We start from the raw sequence: 18,946 nt of genomic DNA on the forward strand, positions 1-18,946 counted from the left end.
CATGTCGTGCGTCCCTATCCATACGGCCGTTGTATGGCTCGCAAGAAAACCTGTATTTTTACTTATGGCTTCGGGCGCCTACAGTGGAGGTCGCACAACAGTTACCCAAACATGGGAGGCACATCATGATCCTTGGCATGGGCGCACCCGAGCTTCTTGTCATTCTGCTCGTCACACTGGTCATCTTCGGGCCCAAGAACCTGCCAAAGCTCGGCTCCGCACTTGGCCAGACGGTCAAGAGCGTGCGCGAGGGCATGGAGGAAGGCGACGCGGCGGCTGCCGAGAAGGTCAAGAGCGAGGTCTCGGAGGCCTCGACCGAGGCCCAGACCGCGTCCTCGCAGAAGAAGTCCTGCCCGAAGTGCGGCGCCGAGGTCGACGCCGACGCGGCGTTCTGCTCGCACTGCGGCGCCAAGATCGTCTAGCGCCCCAGCATCAGGCACCACCCGCCCGGCCCTTACGACTCGGTCAGACTTTGGTCAGGCGGCCCCTCTTACCGGGCCCGGCATTCGCCCCCTGCGATGCCGGGCCCATGCGTTAGCTTTCCGCAGCCCTGCCAGCCGTGCCGTCGTCTGCCGCTTCGTTGCCCGCCACCCCTGGCACGTACGCCGCCTCGAACATGCTCACGAAGCGCTCCGCCAAAGGCGACAGCTCCCTTCCCTTCGGCCACACCACGGCCATCCGCGTCACCAGCGAGTCCTCGTCCACGCGCTTCACGGTGGCGCCTTCCAGGCTCATCAGCTCCAGAAACGACTCCGGCACCAGGCCCACGCCCAGTCCCTTGCACGCCCACGCGCACGTGGTGCGCGCGTCGTCGTTCACGCACGCCACAAACTCCGGCAGCCCCGCCTGCGCAAACAGCCGCTCCAGGATCTTTTCGAACCTGCGATAGATCACCAGCGGCGCGGCAGAGAGCTCCTCCAGGCCAACCACGTCCGCACGCTCGCCGCAGGACATCCCGCGCGGAATCACGGCCACCATGGGCTCGGGGTCTGCATAGCGGCACTCCAGCCCCTCCCCCGCAAACGGCGTGCGCACCACGCCCAGCTCCACCACGCGCCGGCGCAACATCTCGAGCACCTCGTACGTGTTGCCCTCGTTCAGCACCAGGCTCACGCGCGGGTAGTCCTTTGCCAGGGCTCGCATCCGGTCGTTCGGCACCTGTCCGCCGGAAGAGCTGATGATCCCGATGGCAAGCGTTCCCTCGCGCCCCAAGCCCACGTCCGCAACCTCCCGCGCCGCGGATTCCGTCAGCCCCAAGATCGTCGTTGCGCGAGCATACAGCACGCGCCCCGCGTCCGTCAGGTCCACGCCGCGCGGCCTGCGCACAAACAGCTTGACGCCCAGCTCCTTCTCAAGCGCGGACACCTCGTAGCTCAGCGGCGGTTGCGTGATGTTAAGGCGCTTCGCCGCCGTGGTGATCTTGCGCTCCTCCGCCACGGCCACAAAGTACTCCAGCTGCCTCAGGTTCACCTCACGCCTCCCGTCCGCGATATCCAATCTCTGTATATCATACGCACGGGCGAGAAGAACGCGCCCCCTTGGCGGCAATCCCCCACGTCAACGGCACAGCCACAGGCTAGAACATGAGCGTCATGCCAGCGGGAGCCTCCTTGTCCACGGCATCAGCCACGCCGTTGACGTCCGCGCGCAGCCACGCCGCCTCGCGCTCGGACGTGGCGGCGTCCGTGGCCCTCGCCTGCGCCAGGTGCACGGCCTCCCTGCGCACCGCTTCCGGAAACTCCAGGTAGCGCCTGTAGCAGCTCAGCGCACGCACCGCGTCGCAGCTGCAGTACGCGGCATCGAAGCTCGCACGCTCCTCCAGGCCGCGCAGACCGCACACCTCCACGCGCCCAAAGAACAGCGTGTCCAGGTACGTCCATCCGTCGCGCATGCCAATGTCCGCAAAGCGCAGCAGGGCGCACACGTAGCCCAGCGTCTGCCTCATACCCGGGTCGCGGTTCACGGCAAGGTAGCCGCTCACTGCCTCAAGCAGCAGCTCCGCCGCGTCCACGGACCGTGCGTCGCGCACGCGCCAGCGCTGGTAGTGCGCCAGACGCCTGGCCAAGAGCTCGCGTCCCTCCGCCGTCGCGGCCGCATCCGCCCAGCGCGCGCCCGCCATCGCTCCGTCCACGGCCGCGATCAGCCGCTCGTTCGGCTCGAACCTGCTTGCGCCCGCACCCGCGGTCACGCCCGCAACAGCAGGGCCGTCCTTCTCGCCCGCACCCGTCTTGCTAGGCGCGTCACCCGCGCCCGGCACGACGCCCGCGCCTTCCGCCACGCCCTCGTCAAAGCCAAACGCAAGGCACAGGCCGCCGTCCGCGTCCACGTCCAGCGTCGCCACGTTGACGGAGTCGTCCGCGTGCAGGCGAACGGTCGCCTCTGCCTCAAAGTGGTTCGCCACCTGGTCGATCCTGCGCGCGCCCAGGCCGCTCTCATGCGCCTCGCGGGCAATCGCGTCCGCCGCCGCGTCGGAAATCCTGAACGCGCGTCCGGCCCCCAGCAGGTTGCTCACGCGACGCTCCAGGCTCCGCTCGGAGCCCTTCACGATCTGCCGCAGGCTTGCGAACGTCAGCGTCGGCACGCACACCACCGCGCCAAAGCGCCCCACAAACTCGGGCATGAACCCCCAGCTCACAAGGTCCTGCAGGTTCATGCGCGCCCTCAGCTCGTCTGTGGTCAGGAGCCCCGGCGCCGCAGAGCCCGCGCCCGCAAGCTCGAGCCCACTGCTCAGCAGGCGCTTCCGCACTATGCCCTCGATCCCCATGAACGCGCCGGCAAACACGTTCAGCACGCGCCCCGCGTCCAGGGTCACCTCGCGCTGGCCCTGGGCCTCCGGCGCCAGCTCCAGCGTCCCGCCATCCAGAAGCTTCAGGAAGTTGCCCTGGCTGTCAAAGCTCCGGCCGCCCTCGCGCGTCTTGCGCACCAGCTTGTCCGCCTCGTCCCAAAACGCGAGCACCGGCCGTCCGTCGCTTTTCTCCATCACGCCGGCCACGCGCCTCAGCTCGCTGCTCACGGAGTCGCCAACCCATCCGGCGCCTGTGATGCCAGAGCAGTCTATGCTCACCAGCTCCAGCCCCATGACCTTCGCGACCACCTTCATGATGAAGCTCTTGCCGCTTGCCGTGCTGCCGCTCAGCATGAACGCGCACGCACGAGGCAGGTCCATGTCGTCCACGCCGCGGGCGCGCATCTCCATGCGCTGCAGGCACGAGTACGTCAGCCCCACCACCTCGCGGAGCACGTCCTCCTGCCCCACCACGTAGCGCCGGCACTCCGCAAGCACCTCGTCGCGCGGTCTCGCCAGAATGGACTCGATCGCCTCCACCGCCCCGGCGGAGTCTCCCGCCGCAGCGAAGCCGCCCGCGGCCGCAGTCCCAAATCGCACGTCCGACATAACGCAAGCCTCCCAGCCCGGCGCACCCGCGCCGTCCAGGAAAGATTATGCCCCTGCCGCGCCATCCCAAGCGCCTCGCCTGGGCGAGAAGAACCCGCCCCCTTGGCCGCGAATATAGTACTCTGGTCGCATGATGAGTGAGCCCTTCATACTTGACTGCGACGTGTACGCCCTCTCGCTTGAGCGCGCGAGCGGCCTCGTCCCTCCCGAGTTCCTTTCGGCATACCAGAGGTTCATCGACTACGAGGGACGCCAGATCCCTCGTCTTCCGCGCGGGGAAGAGGAAATGGCACGCGGCCTTGACGTCAAGCTTGCGTCACAGCGAGGCATTCACTCCCCCAACTACGACTCCCTTCCATCCCTCGGGGCAGGCAAGCGCAAGTATGCGCTGTCAATCCACTCGGAGGGCCAGACATACTACGACGACAAGGACGTCGTTACGCGGCCGGATGGAACGTGGATCCTCGACTACAAGGCTCACCGTCCAGCCGATGGCAAGAAACCAACGGATCAGTCCACGTCATACCTCATGAACAATCTGGACGACGGCGTACCAGTCGGCGTAATGATCCGAAACAAATCCGGATACGCTGTCCTCGGCCTCGCATTCGTCGAGCAGTACAACACCGAGACTGATTCCTTCACCATCCACGGCCCCGTGAACGCTCAGACGGAGGCCGACCGCAAGTTCTATCTGATAAGGGACTCAGACCTCACGCAAGAGGAGCGTCAGGAGCTCGACCGTCTAAAAGCGCAGATTACCGCCGAGAGGGACGACCGCATCCGTCGCTTCGTCACCTCGGTCGTACGTCAACGTCAGGACTCGTTTCGCAAGGCACTTCTCGAAGCCTACAACGGCACGTGCCCGGTCACTCATGCGGATGTGAACGAGGCGCTACAGGCGGCACATATCGACCGGTATCGAGGCTCTAACTCGCAAGTTGTCAGCAACGGCGTCCTCTTGCGCGCCGACATACATAGTCTGTACGACGCAAACCTGCTTTCTATCGAACCAGAGACTCACATCCTCCGACTCTCTCATCGTCTGGACTCCTCTGCATATCGAGCATTCGCCAATGAGCAGCTCAAGATGCCCACGGGCAAGGCCGCCCCTGACGACGAGCTTTTGGAAATGCAATACAAGCGCTTTCTGGCCGCTCAGAAGAGCATGGCGTCTTAGCTTGCGAGCCTGCTTGTCTTCCGCAGGAACTTCGTTGGCATAGGCCTTTCGAGATGCCAGACGATGCTCATCGGCCTCGAACCCTCGTGCGAGACATAGTCGACCATCCCCAGGAACGTAAACGGCGCCGTACCGGCAGCATCCTTCTTGAACTCCCTCACAAAGAGAAGGACCTTCGACCCTCTCTCACCATGATGTATATAGCGCTGGCCGGTCTTGCTTGTATCGCTTGTACTGCTTTGGCTCTGCCAGTGGAATAGGCTCTCGCTAATGGAGTAGTCCTCGTACATGGTCGATGGCGAGTAGTCTTTCTCCGACTTGTTCAACGTATTGAGGAGCACGTCGCAGCGCTTTTCTGGCAACCACTTGACTCCAAGTCCCCACATACCCTTTAGATTGAGGTGGTCAAGCCCAACGAGTATCTGGTTGCTTGTATATTGGCAATGAAGATCGAGGGGACACTCGAAGCCAGGGTTCACCGGCTCGTCAATGAAGTCGATGTGGTCGAGGTTGAAACGCAGAAGTTCGCAGATCTCCGCAAACATGGTCTCGTTTCTCAGAAGTCTCCTCAGATCCTCAACCGTCTCCTCTCGAAGCTCTGACTCAGTCGAATTCGGCAGAAGAGTGACCTGAAACATTCTCAGCCAGCTCATCTCCAACTCTCCAAAGTCACTTTTTCCCTCGGAAATCTGCGGCAGCGCTCGCAGCAGGAACCTGATCCAGCGTCGAGAGTCAATGGAGCAGATGCGCGCCAAGGCCTTTGTCAAAAGTTCCTCGTCCGGATCGAAGAAGTCGTTCTTCTCACCTGCCTCCACGCACAGCCGAGAAAAGCTGTACTTGCCGAATAGCATCTTGTGGTCGACCCCCGTCGACGCAAGAAAGTTGGAAAGCGTGAGATCAAGGCCCGTATCCTCGGTGAAGGTGGAGATCCGGCTCACGAGACCGAACTTCATGCCATAGGATTGGCTCACGTTCTTTAGGACGAACTCTGCCGCGACCTTCTCGAGGTGTATGTAGCACCCCTTCGGCACAGACGAAAAGCCTTCTTTGATCTCTCGATTCATTGGCTTGTGCGTGTTCGAAAGCAGAGCGGAGAACTTGGATTCGAAGTCGTAGTGTTTGTTCTGCTGGCCAATGAAATCCAAGACCGTGAGGCAATCCTTACCCTCAGAGAGCCTGAGGCCTCGTCCGAGCTGCTGCAGGAACACCGTGAGAGATTCCGTCGGACGGAGGAACAGCACCGTGTTGACCTCGGGGATGTCAACGCCTTCGTTGTAGACGTCTACCGTGAAGACGAACTTGATCTCGCCCGTCGCGAGTTGCCGCCTTGCTGCGTTACGCTTGTCCTCCGGCGTCTGCCCCGTAACAGAGACGGAACTTATCCCATGGTCGTTGAACTGCTTCGCCATGAAGTTGGCGTGCTTGACTGAGACGCAGAATCCGATGCCTCGCACGGATTCGAGGTCCGTCACGTATCTGTCCAGCGACCGGATAATATGCTCGGCACGTCGTCTTGCCTGATGCTCCTGATACACATACACGTCTTCGAGCTGGGAAGTTTCGTAACCACCACGCGACCACTTCAGCTGGCTCAGATCGACCTCGTCTGTAACGCCAAAGTACTGGAACGGGCAGAGCAGCTTCCGATCAATAGCCTCTGGCAGTCTGATCTCGGCGGCGATCCTGTTGTCGAACCACGGCAGAACGCTCTTGCCATCCATTCGCTCTGGGGTACCCGTGAGGCCCAGCAGCACCTTTGGCGAGAAGTGCTCCAGTAGCCGTTGGTACGATGGCGCGGGAGCATGATGGAACTCGTCCACCACAATGTAGTCGTAGTAGGTCGGGTCAAGCGAGCCCGTTAGTCCCCTCGAATTGATAGACTGCACCGACGCAAAAAGATGGTCGAAGCTCTCTGGAGTGTAGGACCCAACGAGGAGGTCGCCGAAGTTCGCATCGCGGAGAACACTGCGATAGGTCGCAAGAGCCTGCTTAAGGATCTCCTCGCGATGCGCCGCAAACAGCATACGCGCTGGCTTGCCATCGTTGTAACGGGCGCAGAACTCCCTGTAGTCAAATGCCGATATGACCGTCTTTCCCGTGCCCGTTGCGGCAATAACAAGGTTTCGCCAGTGATCACCAACCTCGCGCTCTGCACGGAGCCGGTCGAGGATCTCGCGTTGGAACGGGTACGGTCTGAGATCAAAGAAGTAAACAAGGTCGCTTGGGGTCTTGTCTCCACGCTCCCGCTTTACGGCTTCCACAAAGCGATCGTGCTGACTCTTGTCGTAGGGCTCAAAGTCGTTTGACTCCCAATATGACTCGAACGTCGCGCGTATCTTCGCCATCGTGTCAGGCAGCTCTCGCTGGGCAACCTTCACATTCCACTCGAGACCGCTCGTAATGGCAGGGTTAGACAGATTGGATGAGCCCACGTAAGCGGTCGTGAAGCCCGTCTTGCGATAGAACACATATGCCTTCGCGTGTAAGCGAGTGCCCCTTGTGTCGTACGATACTTTCACCTCCGCGTTGGGAAGCTCGCTCAGTTCGTCGATAGCCTTAACGTCGGTTGCACCTATATATGACGTTGTAATTACTCTGAGTTTGCCGCCCCTTTCGGAGAACTCCCTAAGCTCTGGCAAGATGATGCGAAGTCCCGGCCACTTGATAAATGAGACGAGCATGTCGATTCGATCCGCCGAGGCAATCTCTTTCTTGAGCTCGGACCCCATTGATGGCTCATGCCTGGATCCCGTGAAGAGAGAGCTCTGTGACATTGGGGTCTCTGGACGCAGGGTGTCACGTTCGCTCTTCCCACGAATCTGGTGCACCACCTTTGGGACAAGGTAGAGCAGCTGGTGGGAATCACCCACAAGATCACTCGGCGAATCTAAGGCTCCGATCATCTTGTTGGTGAGCTGTATTTGGTTCTCGAGCGAGTCCTTGCCAGACTCGCTGATCCTTGCGAGGGCACTCTCGGCAACCTCAGCGACATATTCAGCAAGGATCTTCGGCGCTTCCGCATCGTCGATTTTGCGAAGCTCGGAGACAAGCTCATCCTTCTCGGACTCGAGCTCGTCTTTCAGTTCCCTGCTGATAGTTTGCTCATACAGACCCGGCTCCAGCATTACGCCCCCATCCCTTGCGCCAATCTGCACCAGGATCGCGCACGAGCCTCCTGCGTGCAAATCGAAAACCGGGAGCGGGAGACAAGCAATCCAGGTACGCACGTTCTTCTCGCCCGGCGCACGGTGGCGAGGACGGCGGCACGTGCAATGAAGTACCTGGTACGCAGGTTGCGGCTGTCTTGCAGGCTGAGCGCGTAGCGACTATCGCAGCCAGTCCAGGATCGCGGCGGAAACCTCACCGGGGTAGTCGCGCGGTCCGTTGTGGCCGCCCGGCATGACGGCGGACGTTGCGCCAAGGCCCTGGCACAAAAAGTCCAGGTTGCGCGCGTGGTAGGTGGCGTCGCTCTGGCGGCCGATGCACAAAAGGACAGGCACGCCGGAGCCATGGATGGCGTCGTAGTCCGGCGCGTAGTCGAACGCCCAGGTCTCGCGGGAGAAGCTCGTCTGCATGTTGCGCTCGCGGCATTGCAGCTCGCGCTCGGAGTACGGCACGACGGGCTCGCCAATGGACTCGCGCTGGGTGGTGAGGTAGAGCGCCGTGCTGGAGCGATGCCTTGCAAGTGCCTTGCGGGCGCGCTCGATGTTGGCGAAGACCTCGTCGTCGGGGTCCAGGCCGCAAAAGATGGGCGGCTCATACGCCACCAGCCTGCGGAAGAGCCGCGGCGCGCGCTCCAGCAGCCGGAGCGCCACCACGGCGCCAAGGCTGTGCGCGACGACGTCTGCCCGGCCGCCCGCCGCGCGAATTACGGATGCCAGGTCGCGCGCCTGCGCGTCGAGCGACCAGTCGCCGTCCAGTGCGTCCGCGCTTTGACCGCAGCCACGACGGTCGTAGGCGACGATGCGCCGCGCCGGCGCGCACGCAGCGAAGCTGTCATAAAAGCTGGAATCAACGCCCGCGCCGTGCACCAACACCAGGGGAAGGCCGTCCGGCCGCGGTGGCACAACGTTGCGCACGAACAACCGGGAGGAGGGGCCATGCTCCCCCGTCACCTGCAGCGGCGTGTCCGTGTGCTGCGGATCTTTGGCCATGGCAGAACCTTCCTCTTGCGCGGAGCGCGTGCGCAGGACATGGTAGCACCGCGGCGCCGGTGCGGCGCAACAAGAAGGTGGCGCGGCGGTTACACATGCCTTACAAGGCGGTCGCGCACGCGCGGGCGCGCGGCGAGGCCGTCATACTGACAAGGGACACACAACCGCAGCCGGCCGGCGCACAAGGCACGGCCAGACGCCGCAGACAAGGAGGGCGCATGCTCACGGGAGAGGCAATAGCCAAGATGGTGGACTTCTCGGCGGGAAACCTGCACGACGTTGACCACCTGCTACATGTGTTTGGCCTGGCAAAGGCCATTGCGGAGGGCGAGGGGCTCGACGCGGAGACCCTGCACGTGATAGAGCTTGCGGCCGTGGTGCACGACATCGCGTGCCCGCTGTGCCGCAAGAAGTACGGCTCCGCACCCGGCAAGCTGCAAGAGAAGGAGTCCGCGCCGCTCGTGAGGGAGTTCTTTGCGGGAACGGACGAGCCGCAAGAGACCGTGGAGCGCATTGCGTGGGTCGTGTCGCACCACCACACGTACGAGCCGGTGGAGGGCGCGGTGCACCGGGTGATCCTGGAGGCGGACTGGCTGGTCAACACGTCCGAGGGCGTGCGCGACGGCAGGCCTGCGCCCACGAGGCCAGCGCCGTTTTTTGCCACGAGGACCGGGCTTGCGCTGTTTGCGGCGATGTTTCCGCCCGTGGCGCAGTAGCGGCGCACGGCACACGCGACGAGACGGAGACGGCGCCGCCGCCCGTGGCGCCCACGCGTGAAGCTCGCATTTATTTGACATATCAACCTTGACACGTCAACCGATGAGAGTAGGCTAGCTGCCGACAAAAGGTTGACATGTCAAGGAGACGCACTATGCAACAGCGCAGCGACGCGCCGGCAGAGGGACGCTCCCTCAGCGACGCGCACATGATGCTCTATCGCGCGTTCCACGCGCAGACAAACTTCCTGCGGCCGCGGATGGCCAAGATCGGCCTGGGGCCCGGCCAGCCCAAGATACTGGGCTACCTTGGGGTGAACGGCCCGTGCAGCCAGCGGACCCTTGCGGAGTACTTCGAGCTTGACCCCGCGGCCGTCAGCCGCATGCTCGCCTCGCTCAACCAGAGCGGCTTCGTGCGCATGACGCAGGGAGAAGATCGTCGCACCAGGCTTGCGGAGGTCACCGGGGAGGGCAGGGCCGCCCTGGCCGAGTGGGATCGGTGCTGCGACGAGGAGGGCGCGACCATGCTCGCGGGCTTCTCGCCCGACGAGGTGGCCCAACTGCAGGACTACCTCACGCGCATCCACGCGAACCTGCGACGCGCGAACCGCGCCACCGCCCCGGACGGGGAGGCGCTGTGATGGAAGACCTTCGCTATGTAGCGCGCTACCTGCGCGGATATCGGTTGGACATGCTGGCGGCGACGCTACTGATCATGGGCGAGACCGTCGCGGAGCTCGCGATTCCCTTCCTGATGGCACGCATCGTGGACGTGGGCATCGCTTCGGGCAGCCTGTCGCTCGTGCTTGCCACGGGGCGCCGGATGGTTGTGGTGGCGCTTCTGGCAGGCGTCTGCGGCCTTGGGTACTCGCGCTTCTCGGCCAAGGCCGCCATGGGCTTTGGCGCGAACCTGCGCGAGGCGGAGTACGCCCACCTGCAGGAGTACGCGTTCGCAAACCTGGACGAGTTTGAGTCGTCCTCGCTGGTCACGCGCCTGACCACCGACATCACCGTCATCCAGAACGCGTTCGTGATGGGCGTGAGGCCGCTTCTGCGCAGCCCCGTCATGCTGGTGGCCGGCCTGGTGCTGGCGTGCGCCATGAGCGCGCGGCTCGCGGTGGTGTTCTTCGTGATCTTGCCGTTTCTTGCGGTTGCCTTGGGGCTCATCGTGCACCACGTAGCGCCGCAGTATGCGGTGCTGCAGGGCGTGATGGACCGCCTGAACGAGACGCTGCAGGAGGACCTGGTGGCCATACGCGCCATCAAGGCGTACGTGCGCGAGGGACACGTGGCGAAGCGCTTCGAGGACGTAAACGCCGCGCTTGCGGACACTGCGACGCACACGTTTGGCGGCGCCGTCCTGAACATGCCCGCGTTCCAGGCGGCCATGGCCGTGGCGAACGTGGGTCTGCTGTGGTTTGGCGGCCAGATGGTCTCCTCCGGCGAGATAGGCGTGGGCACGCTGACCGGCTTCATGAGCTACGTGCTGCTGATTATGAACTCTCTCAACATGATATCGAGCGTGTTTTTGCTGCTCGCGCGCGCCGTCACGAGCGTGGGACGCGTGTGCGAGGTGCTGCGCGAGAAGCCGGCCATGGACCCAAACCCCACGGGCGCGAAGGAGGTGACGGACGGCTCCGTGGAGCTTCGCGACGTCTCGTTCAAGTACAGCGCCACCGCGCGCAGGAACGTGCTGGAGCACGTGTCGCTTCGCTTCGAGCCAGGCTCCACCGTCGGCATCCTGGGCGGCACGGGATCTGGCAAGTCCTCCCTGGTGCAGCTACTGCCGCGCCTGTACGACGCGACGGAGGGCGCCGTCCTCGTGGGCGGGCGCGACGTGCGCGACTACGACGTGCACGCCCTGCGCGCGGGCGTGGGGATGGTGCTCCAGAAGAACGTGCTCTTCTCGGGCACCGTACGCGACAACCTGCGCTGGGGCAACCCCGGGGCGACAGACCAGGAGATCCTGCAGGCGTGCCGCGTCGCGTGCGTGGACGAGTTCCTGGACCGCATAGGCGGGCTCGACGCGGACCTGGGACACGGCGGGGGCAACGTCTCTGGCGGGCAGAAGCAGCGCCTGTGCATAGCGCGCACGCTGCTGGCGCACCCCAAGGTGATGGTGTTCGACGACTCCACCAGCGCCGTGGACACCGCGACGGACGCCCGCATACGCGCGGGGCTCGCACGCCTGCGCGACGTGACGAAGGTGATCATCGCGCAGCGCGTGAGCTCCGTCATGGACGCGGACCAGATCGTGATCTTGGACGACGGGCGCGTGCACGCAACGGGGACGCATGCGCAGCTGCTTGCGAGCGACCCCATCTACCAGGAACTCTATCACTCGCAAAACACCACGGGGGATGATGGCAATGGCTCAGAGTAAGGCATCGGGCGGCGTGCGGCCCAAGGACATGCGCCGCACGCTGAGGACGTTCGTGGGCTACATGGGCCACGCAAAGTTCCACATGCTTGCCGTTGCGCTGCTGGTGACGGTCGCAGGCGCTGGCAACCTCGCGGGCACGTACATGATCAAGCCGGTCGTAAACCGCATCGCCGCTGGCGACGTCGCCGGCTTCACGGCAGACGTCGTGGCGACGGCGACCATCTACGCTGTGGCCGTGGCGGCAGCGCTCGCGTACACGCAGGTCATGGTGCACGCGGCGCAGCACATCGTGTTCGACATCCGCCGTGACCTGTTTGGCCACATCATGCGCCTGCCGGTGTCGTTCTTCGACCGCACGCGCAACGGCGACGTGATGAGCTACTTCACCAACGACGTCGACACCATAAGCGAGGCGCTCAACAACAGCTTCGCCAACATGATGCAGGCGGCGGTGCAGACGGCGGGCACCCTAGCGCTGCTGCTGGTGCTCAACTGGCGGCTCACCCTCGTGACGCTCGCGTGCGACGCGGTCGTGGTGCTGTACACGCGCTTCTCGGGCAGGCGCTCCAAGCGCTACTTCGCCGCGCAGCAGACCACGCTCGGCGCGCTGGACGGCTATGTGGAAGAGATGATGTCCGGCCAGAAGGTCGTGAAGGTCTTCAACCACGAGGGCGCGAACCTCTCTGGCTTCCGCCGCCTCAACCAGGACCTGCGCCGCACGGGGACCAGCGCGCAGGCCTACGCCCTCACCATGGTGCCCAGCACCGTCGTAATCGGCTACGTCAACTACGCCGTCGTCGCCGTGCTCGGCGCGACTATGGCGATCGCCGGCCAGACCGACGTGGGCAGCCTTGCCTCGTACCTGGTGTTCGTGCGCCAGGCCACCATGCCCCTCAACCAGCTCACGCAGCTCGGCAACTTCGTGCTCACGGCGCTTGCCGGCGCGGAGCGCGTGTTCGGCGTGATGGAGCTTGCCCCAGAGGCGGACGAGGGCAAGGTCGTGGTGCAGCGCGCGGACAGGACCGACCGCACGGACAGGCGGCACCAGGACGCGCCGGGCGAGAAGGACCTCCCCCGCCGCATGGCGGCCGGTGCGGCCGGATGGCGCTGGGTGCTCCCGGGCGGCGGTGCCGTGCCGCTTGCGGGCGACGTGCGCCTGGACGACGTCACCTTTGGCTACGAGGACGGGCAGACGGTGCTCTCTCACCTGTCGCTCTACGCGAAGCCCGGCCAGAAGATCGCGTTCGTGGGCTCCACGGGCGCGGGCAAGACCACGATCACCAACCTCATAAACCGCTTCTACGACGTGCGCTCCGGCTCCATCACCTACGACGGCATCGACGTGCAAGACATCCGCAAGGACGACCTCAGATCCACCCTGGGCATCGTGCTGCAGGATACGCACCTGTTCAGCGGCACCGTCGCGGACAACATCCGCTTCGGCAAGCTCGACGCCACGGACGAGGAGGTGCGCCACGCCGCGCGCATCGCAAACGCGGACTCGTTCATACAGAGGCTTCCCAGCGGCTACGACACCAAGATCACGTCCGACGGCGCCAACCTCTCGCAAGGGCAGCGCCAGCTCATCGCCATCGCGCGCGCCGCGGTGGCAGACCCGCCCGTCCTCATACTGGACGAGGCGACGTCGTCCATCGACACGCGCACCGAGGCCCTCATCGAGCGCGGCATGGACGCCCTCATGCGCGGGCGCACCGTGTTCGTGATAGCGCACCGGCTCTCCACCGTGCGCAACGCGAACGCCATCATGGTGCTGGAGCACGGCCGCATCGTGGAGCGCGGCACACACGATGAGCTGCTGGCCCAGCACGGCGAGTACTGGCAGCTCTGCACCGGCAAGCGCGAGCTTGACTAGCCGCCCCGCCCGCGCGGCGCGCAGGCCAGGCGTCGTCCGGCGGCTACGCCCCCGCCTCGGCGAGAAGGACCACCAGCCTGTCCCGCACCTCCTTCGCAACCGCGAGCTTGTACATGAGCCGCGACGGCTGAGGAGCGAGGTGCACGTGGAAGCTGTGGTTCTTCTCGCCCTGGACGTCCTCACCCGAGCCCAGGCAGATGGCGAAGTAGACCTCGCCGGGGGTCGAGGCCGCGGGGTTCGCGGGGTCGACGTTTCCCATGGTGCCCGTCACGCCGATGCCGATGTTCGCGGCGTACGACCTGCGACACGCCTGCGCCATGGCCTCGGCCGTCTGGGTGGAGTAGACGGTGTGCGCGCGGATGACCTCGGCCGGCACGCCGCACTTGACCTTCGCGTCGTTGCAGTACGTGACGTACGCGCCCCTCAGCACGGCCGAGGCGCCCTCCGTATCCGTGATGAGCGACGCGATCTGGCCGCTCGTGGCGCTCTCCATCGTGCTCACTTGCAGCCCGCGCGCGATGAGCTCGCGCGTGAGGTCTGCGTACTCCGCGCGGATCTGCGCCTCGTCGTAGGTACCCTCCGCCTGTGCCATTGCGGTCACGTCCTCTCGCATGCGATGCCCGGGCGCCGCGCCCAGGCCAACACAGCCAGCCTAGCACGTGGCGCCCGCAGGCGTCGTACGCACGCGGCGGGACGGCCGTCATACATCATCTATTACCATGTAGAAATCCTCCTACCATATATAGTGGTATTGCGATAGCAATTGCCCCAAATGGACCCCGCCGACGGCCGGAAATCCTTGTCAAGTGGAGATTGTCCGCGTTCCGAAAAATGAATCAAACAAATTTCTTTTAAGCACTTTCGCAATGCGTGTTGAATCGCGCAATTTTTTGACCTGCAGGGACTCGGGTTTTCATCATGAGTTTCGGCATGATTGACACAATAGGAAACCATATCTGGTGTTTTCAACACAAACACACCACCACCAATTGTGGCATAGTAGTTCCGCACACCAAACGCAGCAGCAACGCCCAGCAAACGGCGCGTCGCATGGCGCGCATTTTTTGGCTCCAAGCTGCCCGTTTACAACAATAACGTGCGCATGGGCGCACAACTCAGATCGAGAGGCGACGGCATGAAGATCATCAAGAGGAACGGTTCCGAGGTCGAGTTCGACGTTCAGAAGATCGTGAACGCCATCAAGGCCGCGAACGCCGAGGCCCCCGCCGACGAGCAGCTCTCGGACCGCGAGGTCAAGTTCGCGTCCTACAACGTTCAGGACGAGTGCGCGGACGCCGGTCACACCGTGACCGTCGAGGAGGTCCAGGACCTCGTCGAGGACCAGCTCATGGCCCTCGACCGCTTCACCGTCGCCCGCAAGTACATCATCTACCGCTACGTGCAGAACCAGAAGCGCCAGAAGAACACGACGGACGACAAGATCCTCAGCCTCATCGAGGCGAACAACGAGGAGGTCAAGCAGGAGAACTCCAACAAGAACCCCACCGTCGTGTCCGTCCAGCGCGACTACATGGCAGGCGAGGTCTCCAAAGACCTCGCGATGCGCGAGCTGCTTCCCGAGGACGTGGTGAAGGCCCACGAGGAGGGCATCATCCACTTCCACGACGCGGACTACTTCGCGCAGCACATGCACAACTGCGACCTGGTGAACCTCGACGACATGCTGCAGAACGGCACCGTCATCTCAGGCACCATGATCGAGAAGCCCCACAGCTTCAGCACCGCGTGCAACATCGCGACGCAGATCATCGCGCAGGTGGCGTCCTGCCAGTACGGCGGCCAGTCCATCTCGCTCTACCACCTCGCCAAGTTCGTGGACGTTTCGCGCAAGAAGATCCGTCGCCAGGTCTACGCCGAGATGGAGGCCATCGACGCACACCCCGGCACCGAGAAGATCGACCAGATCGTCGAGAAGCGCCTCCACGACGAGATCGCGCGCGGCGTCCAGACCATCCAGTACCAGGTCGTCACCCTCATGACCACCAACGGCCAGGCGCCGTTCATCACCGTGTTCATGTACCTCAACGAGGCCCAGAACGCGCAGGAGAAGCACGACCTCGCCCTCTGCATCGAGGAGATGCTGAAGCAGCGCTACCAGGGCGTGAAGAATGAGGCCGGCGTCTGGATCACCCCCGCGTTCCCGAAGCTCATCTACGTGCTGGAGGAGGACAACGTCCACGAGGGCGACGAGTACTTCTACCTCACGAAGCTCGCGGCGAAGTGCACGGCCAAGCGCATGGTGCCCGACTACATCTCCGAGAAGAAGATGCGCGAGTACAAGCTGTCCAAGGGTGAGACCGAGGGCAACGGCGACGTGTACACCTGCATGGGCTGCCGCTCCTTCCTCACCCCGGACCGCTCCGGCAACGGCTACGACAACGTGGCCCGCGCCAAGAACTACGAGCCGGGCAAGCCCAAGTACTACGGCCGCTTCAACCAGGGCGTCGTCACCATCAACCTGCCGGACGTCGCGCTGTCCGCCGACCGTGACGTCGACAAGTTCTGGAAGATCTTCGACGAGCGCCTCGACCTGTGCCACAAGGCCCTGCGCTGCCGTCACGACCGTCTGTGCGGCACGCTGTCCGACGCCGCGCCGATTCTGTGGCAGTACGGCGCGCTTGCGCGCCTCGACAAGGGCGAGAAGATCGACTCCCTGCTCTACGGCGGCTACTCCACCATCAGCCTCGGCTACGCCGGACTGTACGAGTGCGTGAAGGCGCTCACGGGCCACAGCCACACCGATCCCGAGGGCGAGGGGCTCGGCCTTGCCATCATGCAGCACATGAACGACAGGTGCGCGGAGTGGAAGGCAGCCGAGAACATCGACTACTCCCTGTACGGCACGCCCCTCGAGTCCACCACCTACAAGTTCGCGAAGTGCCTCCAGCGCCGCTTCGGCGTCATCCCCGGCATCACGGACAAGAGCTACATCACGAACTCCTACCACGTGCACGTGACCGAGCAGATCGACGCCTTCAGCAAGCTCGCCTTCGAGTCAAAGTTCCAGCGTCTCTCCCCCGGCGGCGCCATCAGCTACGTCGAGGTCCCGAACATGCAGGACAACCTCGAGGCAGTCGTGAAGGTCATGCAGTTCATCTACGACAACATCATGTACGCCGAGCTCAACACCAAGAGCGATTACTGCCAGGTCTGCGGCTACGACGGCGAGATCAGAATCGTGGAGGACGACGGCAAGCTCGTCTGGGAGTGCCCCAACTGCGGCAACCGCGACCAGTCCAAGATGAACGTCGCGCGTCGCACCTGCGGCTACATTGGCACCCAGTACTGGAACCAGGGCCGCACGCAGGAGATAAAGGATCGCGTGCTTCACCTGTAGCGATGATGGGGGCCACCCCCTCGTGGACATGCTCGGCGCTCGCGCGTTGCGCTCGCTCGCTTTGCGACTCGCCGTCCACGAGGGGGTGGCCCCTTCACGTAGAGCCGGACACCTCTAGCCGGTCTACTCCCATGGCCGCGAAGCCGGTGCGGCGCGTACCTACTGCCTTACTCCACAACGCTCAGCTCACCACAACCATTTTGTCCAAAGGAACCGCCCGATGAACTACGCCAACATCAAATACTGCGACATCGCCAACGGCATCGGGGTGCGCACCACGGTCTTCGTGTCCGGGTGCCGCCTGCATTGCAAGGGCTGTTTCAACGCGGAAGCCTGGTCCTTCTCGGCTGGAAAGCCCTTTGACCGCGAGGTGGAGGACAAGGTGCTGGAGAGCCTGCGGCCCTCGTACGTGAATGGCCTCTCCGTGTTGGGCGGCGAGCCCACGGAGCCGGAGAACGTCGCCGCGCTCGCGCCCTTCCTCGAGCGCGTACGGGCAGAGCTGCCCGAGAAGGACATCTGGATGTACTCTGGACGTACCTGGGAACAGCTGACAGGCGACGGGGACCACGCCTCGCCGGACATGGACCGCGTGCTCTCGTGTCTGGACGTACTGGTGGACGGCCCGTTTGTGCAGGATCTCTACGACATCTCACTGCGTTTCCGCGGCTCATCCAACCAGCGTCTGATTGACGTGCCCGCCACGCTCAAGGCGCATGCGGACGGAACGCTCTCCGGTGCGAACGACGTGGTGGAGTGGGTGGACGACCCCGTGTTCTCAACGCACTCCATGTAGCATTCTGTCTGTTGCTTGCACCTGTCTTGCGCTACATTTGGAACCAGGCCAAGACGAGGAGGCAAGATGTTCTGCACTAACTGTGGCGCCAAGATCAAACCAGGAACGCGCTTCTGCCCGCAGTGCGGCGCGGACCTCTCTGCCGTCTCGTCCGCGGACGAGACGGCCGCGGACGAGACGGCCGCGGACGAGACGGTCGCTGGCGAGGCCCCGGTCGACGCGCAGGACCTGACGCAGCCCATGCCTCCCGCACATGCCTCCTGGAAGCCAAGGCAGGCCTCGAACGAGGACGCCGGCCAAGACGAACCCTCCGGCCAGGACGAGCTGCAGGCGACGTCACCGCAGGCAATGGTCGGCGGAGCCGTCGCGCCCAGGGAGGTGCCCCAGGCACCGGCGCGCCCGAAGGCGGGCTCGCTTCGCCCCGACCCGGAGCGCGGCGGGCGCAAGGTCGCCCTCATAGCGCTCGGCGTGCTCGCGCTCTGCGCGGCGGCCGTCGCGGGCGTGATCCTGGGCGTGATGCCGATGCTCAACGCCAACCACAAGGAGCCCTCCATCGTGAGGACCGATGACTCGTCCAGCTCCAGCGGCACGAAGAAGATCACGCTCGGCGGCTCCGGCGAGGACGACGCAGGCTCCAGCTCCAGCGAGGAGCACGTGGGCTTCAAGGGCGTCACCCGCGCCAGCGCGTCCTCGACGCTGCCGACTGACCAGTACGCAAGCTACGGCGCCCAGAACCTGATTGACGGCAACGTCACGACCTGCTGGGCGGAGGGTGCAAGCGGGCTTGGCATTGGGGAGTACGTGACTCTTTCCGACGACGAGCGCCAGACCTTCTCGGCATTCTCCATCGCGAACGGCTACCAGAAGTCCGAGAGCCTGTACCACAAGAATCCGCGCGCAACCAGGCTGGGCGTCTCCGTGGACGGCAAGAAGGTCATGGACGTCGACCTGCCCGACAACGAGTTTGGCTCGATCACCCGCTTCGAGCTGCCCGAGCCCGTCGACGGCAACTCCATCACGTTCACGATAGAGGCGGCGACGCCAGGCTCGAAGTACGAGGACACCTCCATCTCGGAGATCACGGTTTCATAGCGG

At 64.0% G+C, this 18,946-nt stretch carries 14 protein-coding genes; 9 read left to right on the forward strand and 5 right to left on the reverse strand.

What is annotated here, in order from left to right; genetic code table 11:
• Window positions 1–125: 125 nt before the first annotated feature.
• Entirely contained in the window at window positions 126–422 is a 297-nt protein-coding gene (locus tag BLT96_RS07660) for a twin-arginine translocase TatA/TatE family subunit (RefSeq protein ID WP_197674342.1), read from the forward strand.
• A 112-nt stretch (window positions 423–534) separates the two neighbouring features.
• Here the strand turns inward: BLT96_RS07660 and BLT96_RS07665 are convergent, their stop codons facing one another.
• Together BLT96_RS07665 and BLT96_RS07670 are read right to left on the reverse strand one after the other, a co-directional pair.
• Window positions 535–1,470, reverse strand: a complete 936-nt coding sequence (locus tag BLT96_RS07665) for a LysR family transcriptional regulator (RefSeq protein WP_090863243.1) — start codon at window positions 1,468–1,470, stop codon at window positions 535–537.
• A gap of 106 nt (window positions 1,471–1,576) precedes the next feature.
• Window positions 1,577–3,394, reverse strand: a complete 1,818-nt coding sequence (locus tag BLT96_RS07670) for an AAA family ATPase (protein ID WP_090863246.1) — start codon at window positions 3,392–3,394, stop codon at window positions 1,577–1,579.
• Between the two features lie 130 nt (window positions 3,395–3,524).
• On the opposite strand from BLT96_RS07670, the gene BLT96_RS07675 reads away from it, so the two are divergent.
• Window positions 3,525–4,574: an HNH endonuclease gene (locus BLT96_RS07675; RefSeq protein ID WP_090863250.1), complete on the forward strand. Its 1,050-nt coding sequence runs from the start codon at window positions 3,525–3,527 to the stop codon at window positions 4,572–4,574.
• Here BLT96_RS07675 and BLT96_RS07680 read toward each other — a convergent pair.
• Window positions 4,571–7,699, reverse strand: a complete 3,129-nt coding sequence (locus BLT96_RS07680; RefSeq protein ID WP_090863253.1) for a DUF3427 domain-containing protein — start codon at window positions 7,697–7,699, stop codon at window positions 4,571–4,573. The two genes, BLT96_RS07675 and BLT96_RS07680, sit on opposite strands and share 4 nt — an antisense overlap.
• Window positions 7,700–7,900: 201 nt before the next feature.
• A complete protein-coding gene (locus BLT96_RS07685; RefSeq protein WP_090863257.1) occupies window positions 7,901–8,728 on the reverse strand; it encodes an alpha/beta fold hydrolase in 828 nt (275 codons plus the stop codon).
• A gap of 218 nt (window positions 8,729–8,946) precedes the next feature.
• On the opposite strand from BLT96_RS07685, the gene BLT96_RS07690 reads away from it, so the two are divergent.
• The 4 genes from BLT96_RS07690 (at window position 8,947) to BLT96_RS07705 (ending at window position 13,700) form a co-directional block, all read left to right on the forward strand.
• Window positions 8,947–9,444, forward strand: a complete 498-nt coding sequence (locus tag BLT96_RS07690) for an HD domain-containing protein (protein ID WP_157692199.1) — start codon at window positions 8,947–8,949, stop codon at window positions 9,442–9,444.
• A 155-nt stretch (window positions 9,445–9,599) separates the two neighbouring features.
• Window positions 9,600–10,085: a MarR family winged helix-turn-helix transcriptional regulator gene (locus tag BLT96_RS07695; RefSeq protein WP_197674343.1), complete on the forward strand. Its 486-nt coding sequence runs from the start codon at window positions 9,600–9,602 to the stop codon at window positions 10,083–10,085.
• Window positions 10,085–11,827 (forward strand): ABC transporter ATP-binding protein, encoded by a 1,743-nt coding sequence (locus BLT96_RS07700; RefSeq protein ID WP_090863263.1) that lies wholly within the window; start codon window positions 10,085–10,087, stop codon window positions 11,825–11,827. The genes BLT96_RS07695 and BLT96_RS07700 overlap by 1 nt, the downstream gene beginning before the upstream one ends.
• Window positions 11,814–13,700 (forward strand): ABC transporter ATP-binding protein, encoded by a 1,887-nt coding sequence (locus BLT96_RS07705; RefSeq protein ID WP_090863266.1) that lies wholly within the window; start codon window positions 11,814–11,816, stop codon window positions 13,698–13,700. Before BLT96_RS07700 ends, BLT96_RS07705 begins: the two co-directional genes overlap by 14 nt.
• A gap of 43 nt (window positions 13,701–13,743) precedes the next feature.
• On the opposite strand, the gene BLT96_RS07710 is transcribed toward BLT96_RS07705, so the two are convergent.
• Entirely contained in the window at window positions 13,744–14,292 is a 549-nt protein-coding gene (locus BLT96_RS07710) for a CinA family protein (RefSeq protein WP_090863268.1), read from the reverse strand.
• Window positions 14,293–14,835: 543 nt separating this feature from the next.
• Between BLT96_RS07710 and nrdD the strand changes: the two genes are divergently transcribed.
• From nrdD to BLT96_RS07725, 3 genes are all read left to right on the forward strand, one after another.
• Window positions 14,836–17,058, forward strand: coding sequence for an anaerobic ribonucleoside-triphosphate reductase (gene nrdD, locus BLT96_RS07715; RefSeq protein ID WP_090863271.1), 2,223 nt, complete (start codon window positions 14,836–14,838; stop codon window positions 17,056–17,058).
• 220 nt (window positions 17,059–17,278) lie between these two features.
• A complete protein-coding gene (nrdG, locus tag BLT96_RS07720) occupies window positions 17,279–17,851 on the forward strand; it encodes an anaerobic ribonucleoside-triphosphate reductase activating protein (RefSeq protein WP_090863274.1) in 573 nt (190 codons plus the stop codon).
• A 66-nt stretch (window positions 17,852–17,917) separates the two neighbouring features.
• Window positions 17,918–18,943 (forward strand): NADase-type glycan-binding domain-containing protein, encoded by a 1,026-nt coding sequence (locus tag BLT96_RS07725; protein ID WP_090863277.1) that lies wholly within the window; start codon window positions 17,918–17,920, stop codon window positions 18,941–18,943.
• Window positions 18,944–18,946: the final 3 nt, after the last annotated feature.

Source organism: Parafannyhessea umbonata, assembly GCF_900105025.1.
GTDB lineage: Bacteria > Actinomycetota > Coriobacteriia > Coriobacteriales > Atopobiaceae > Parafannyhessea > Parafannyhessea umbonata.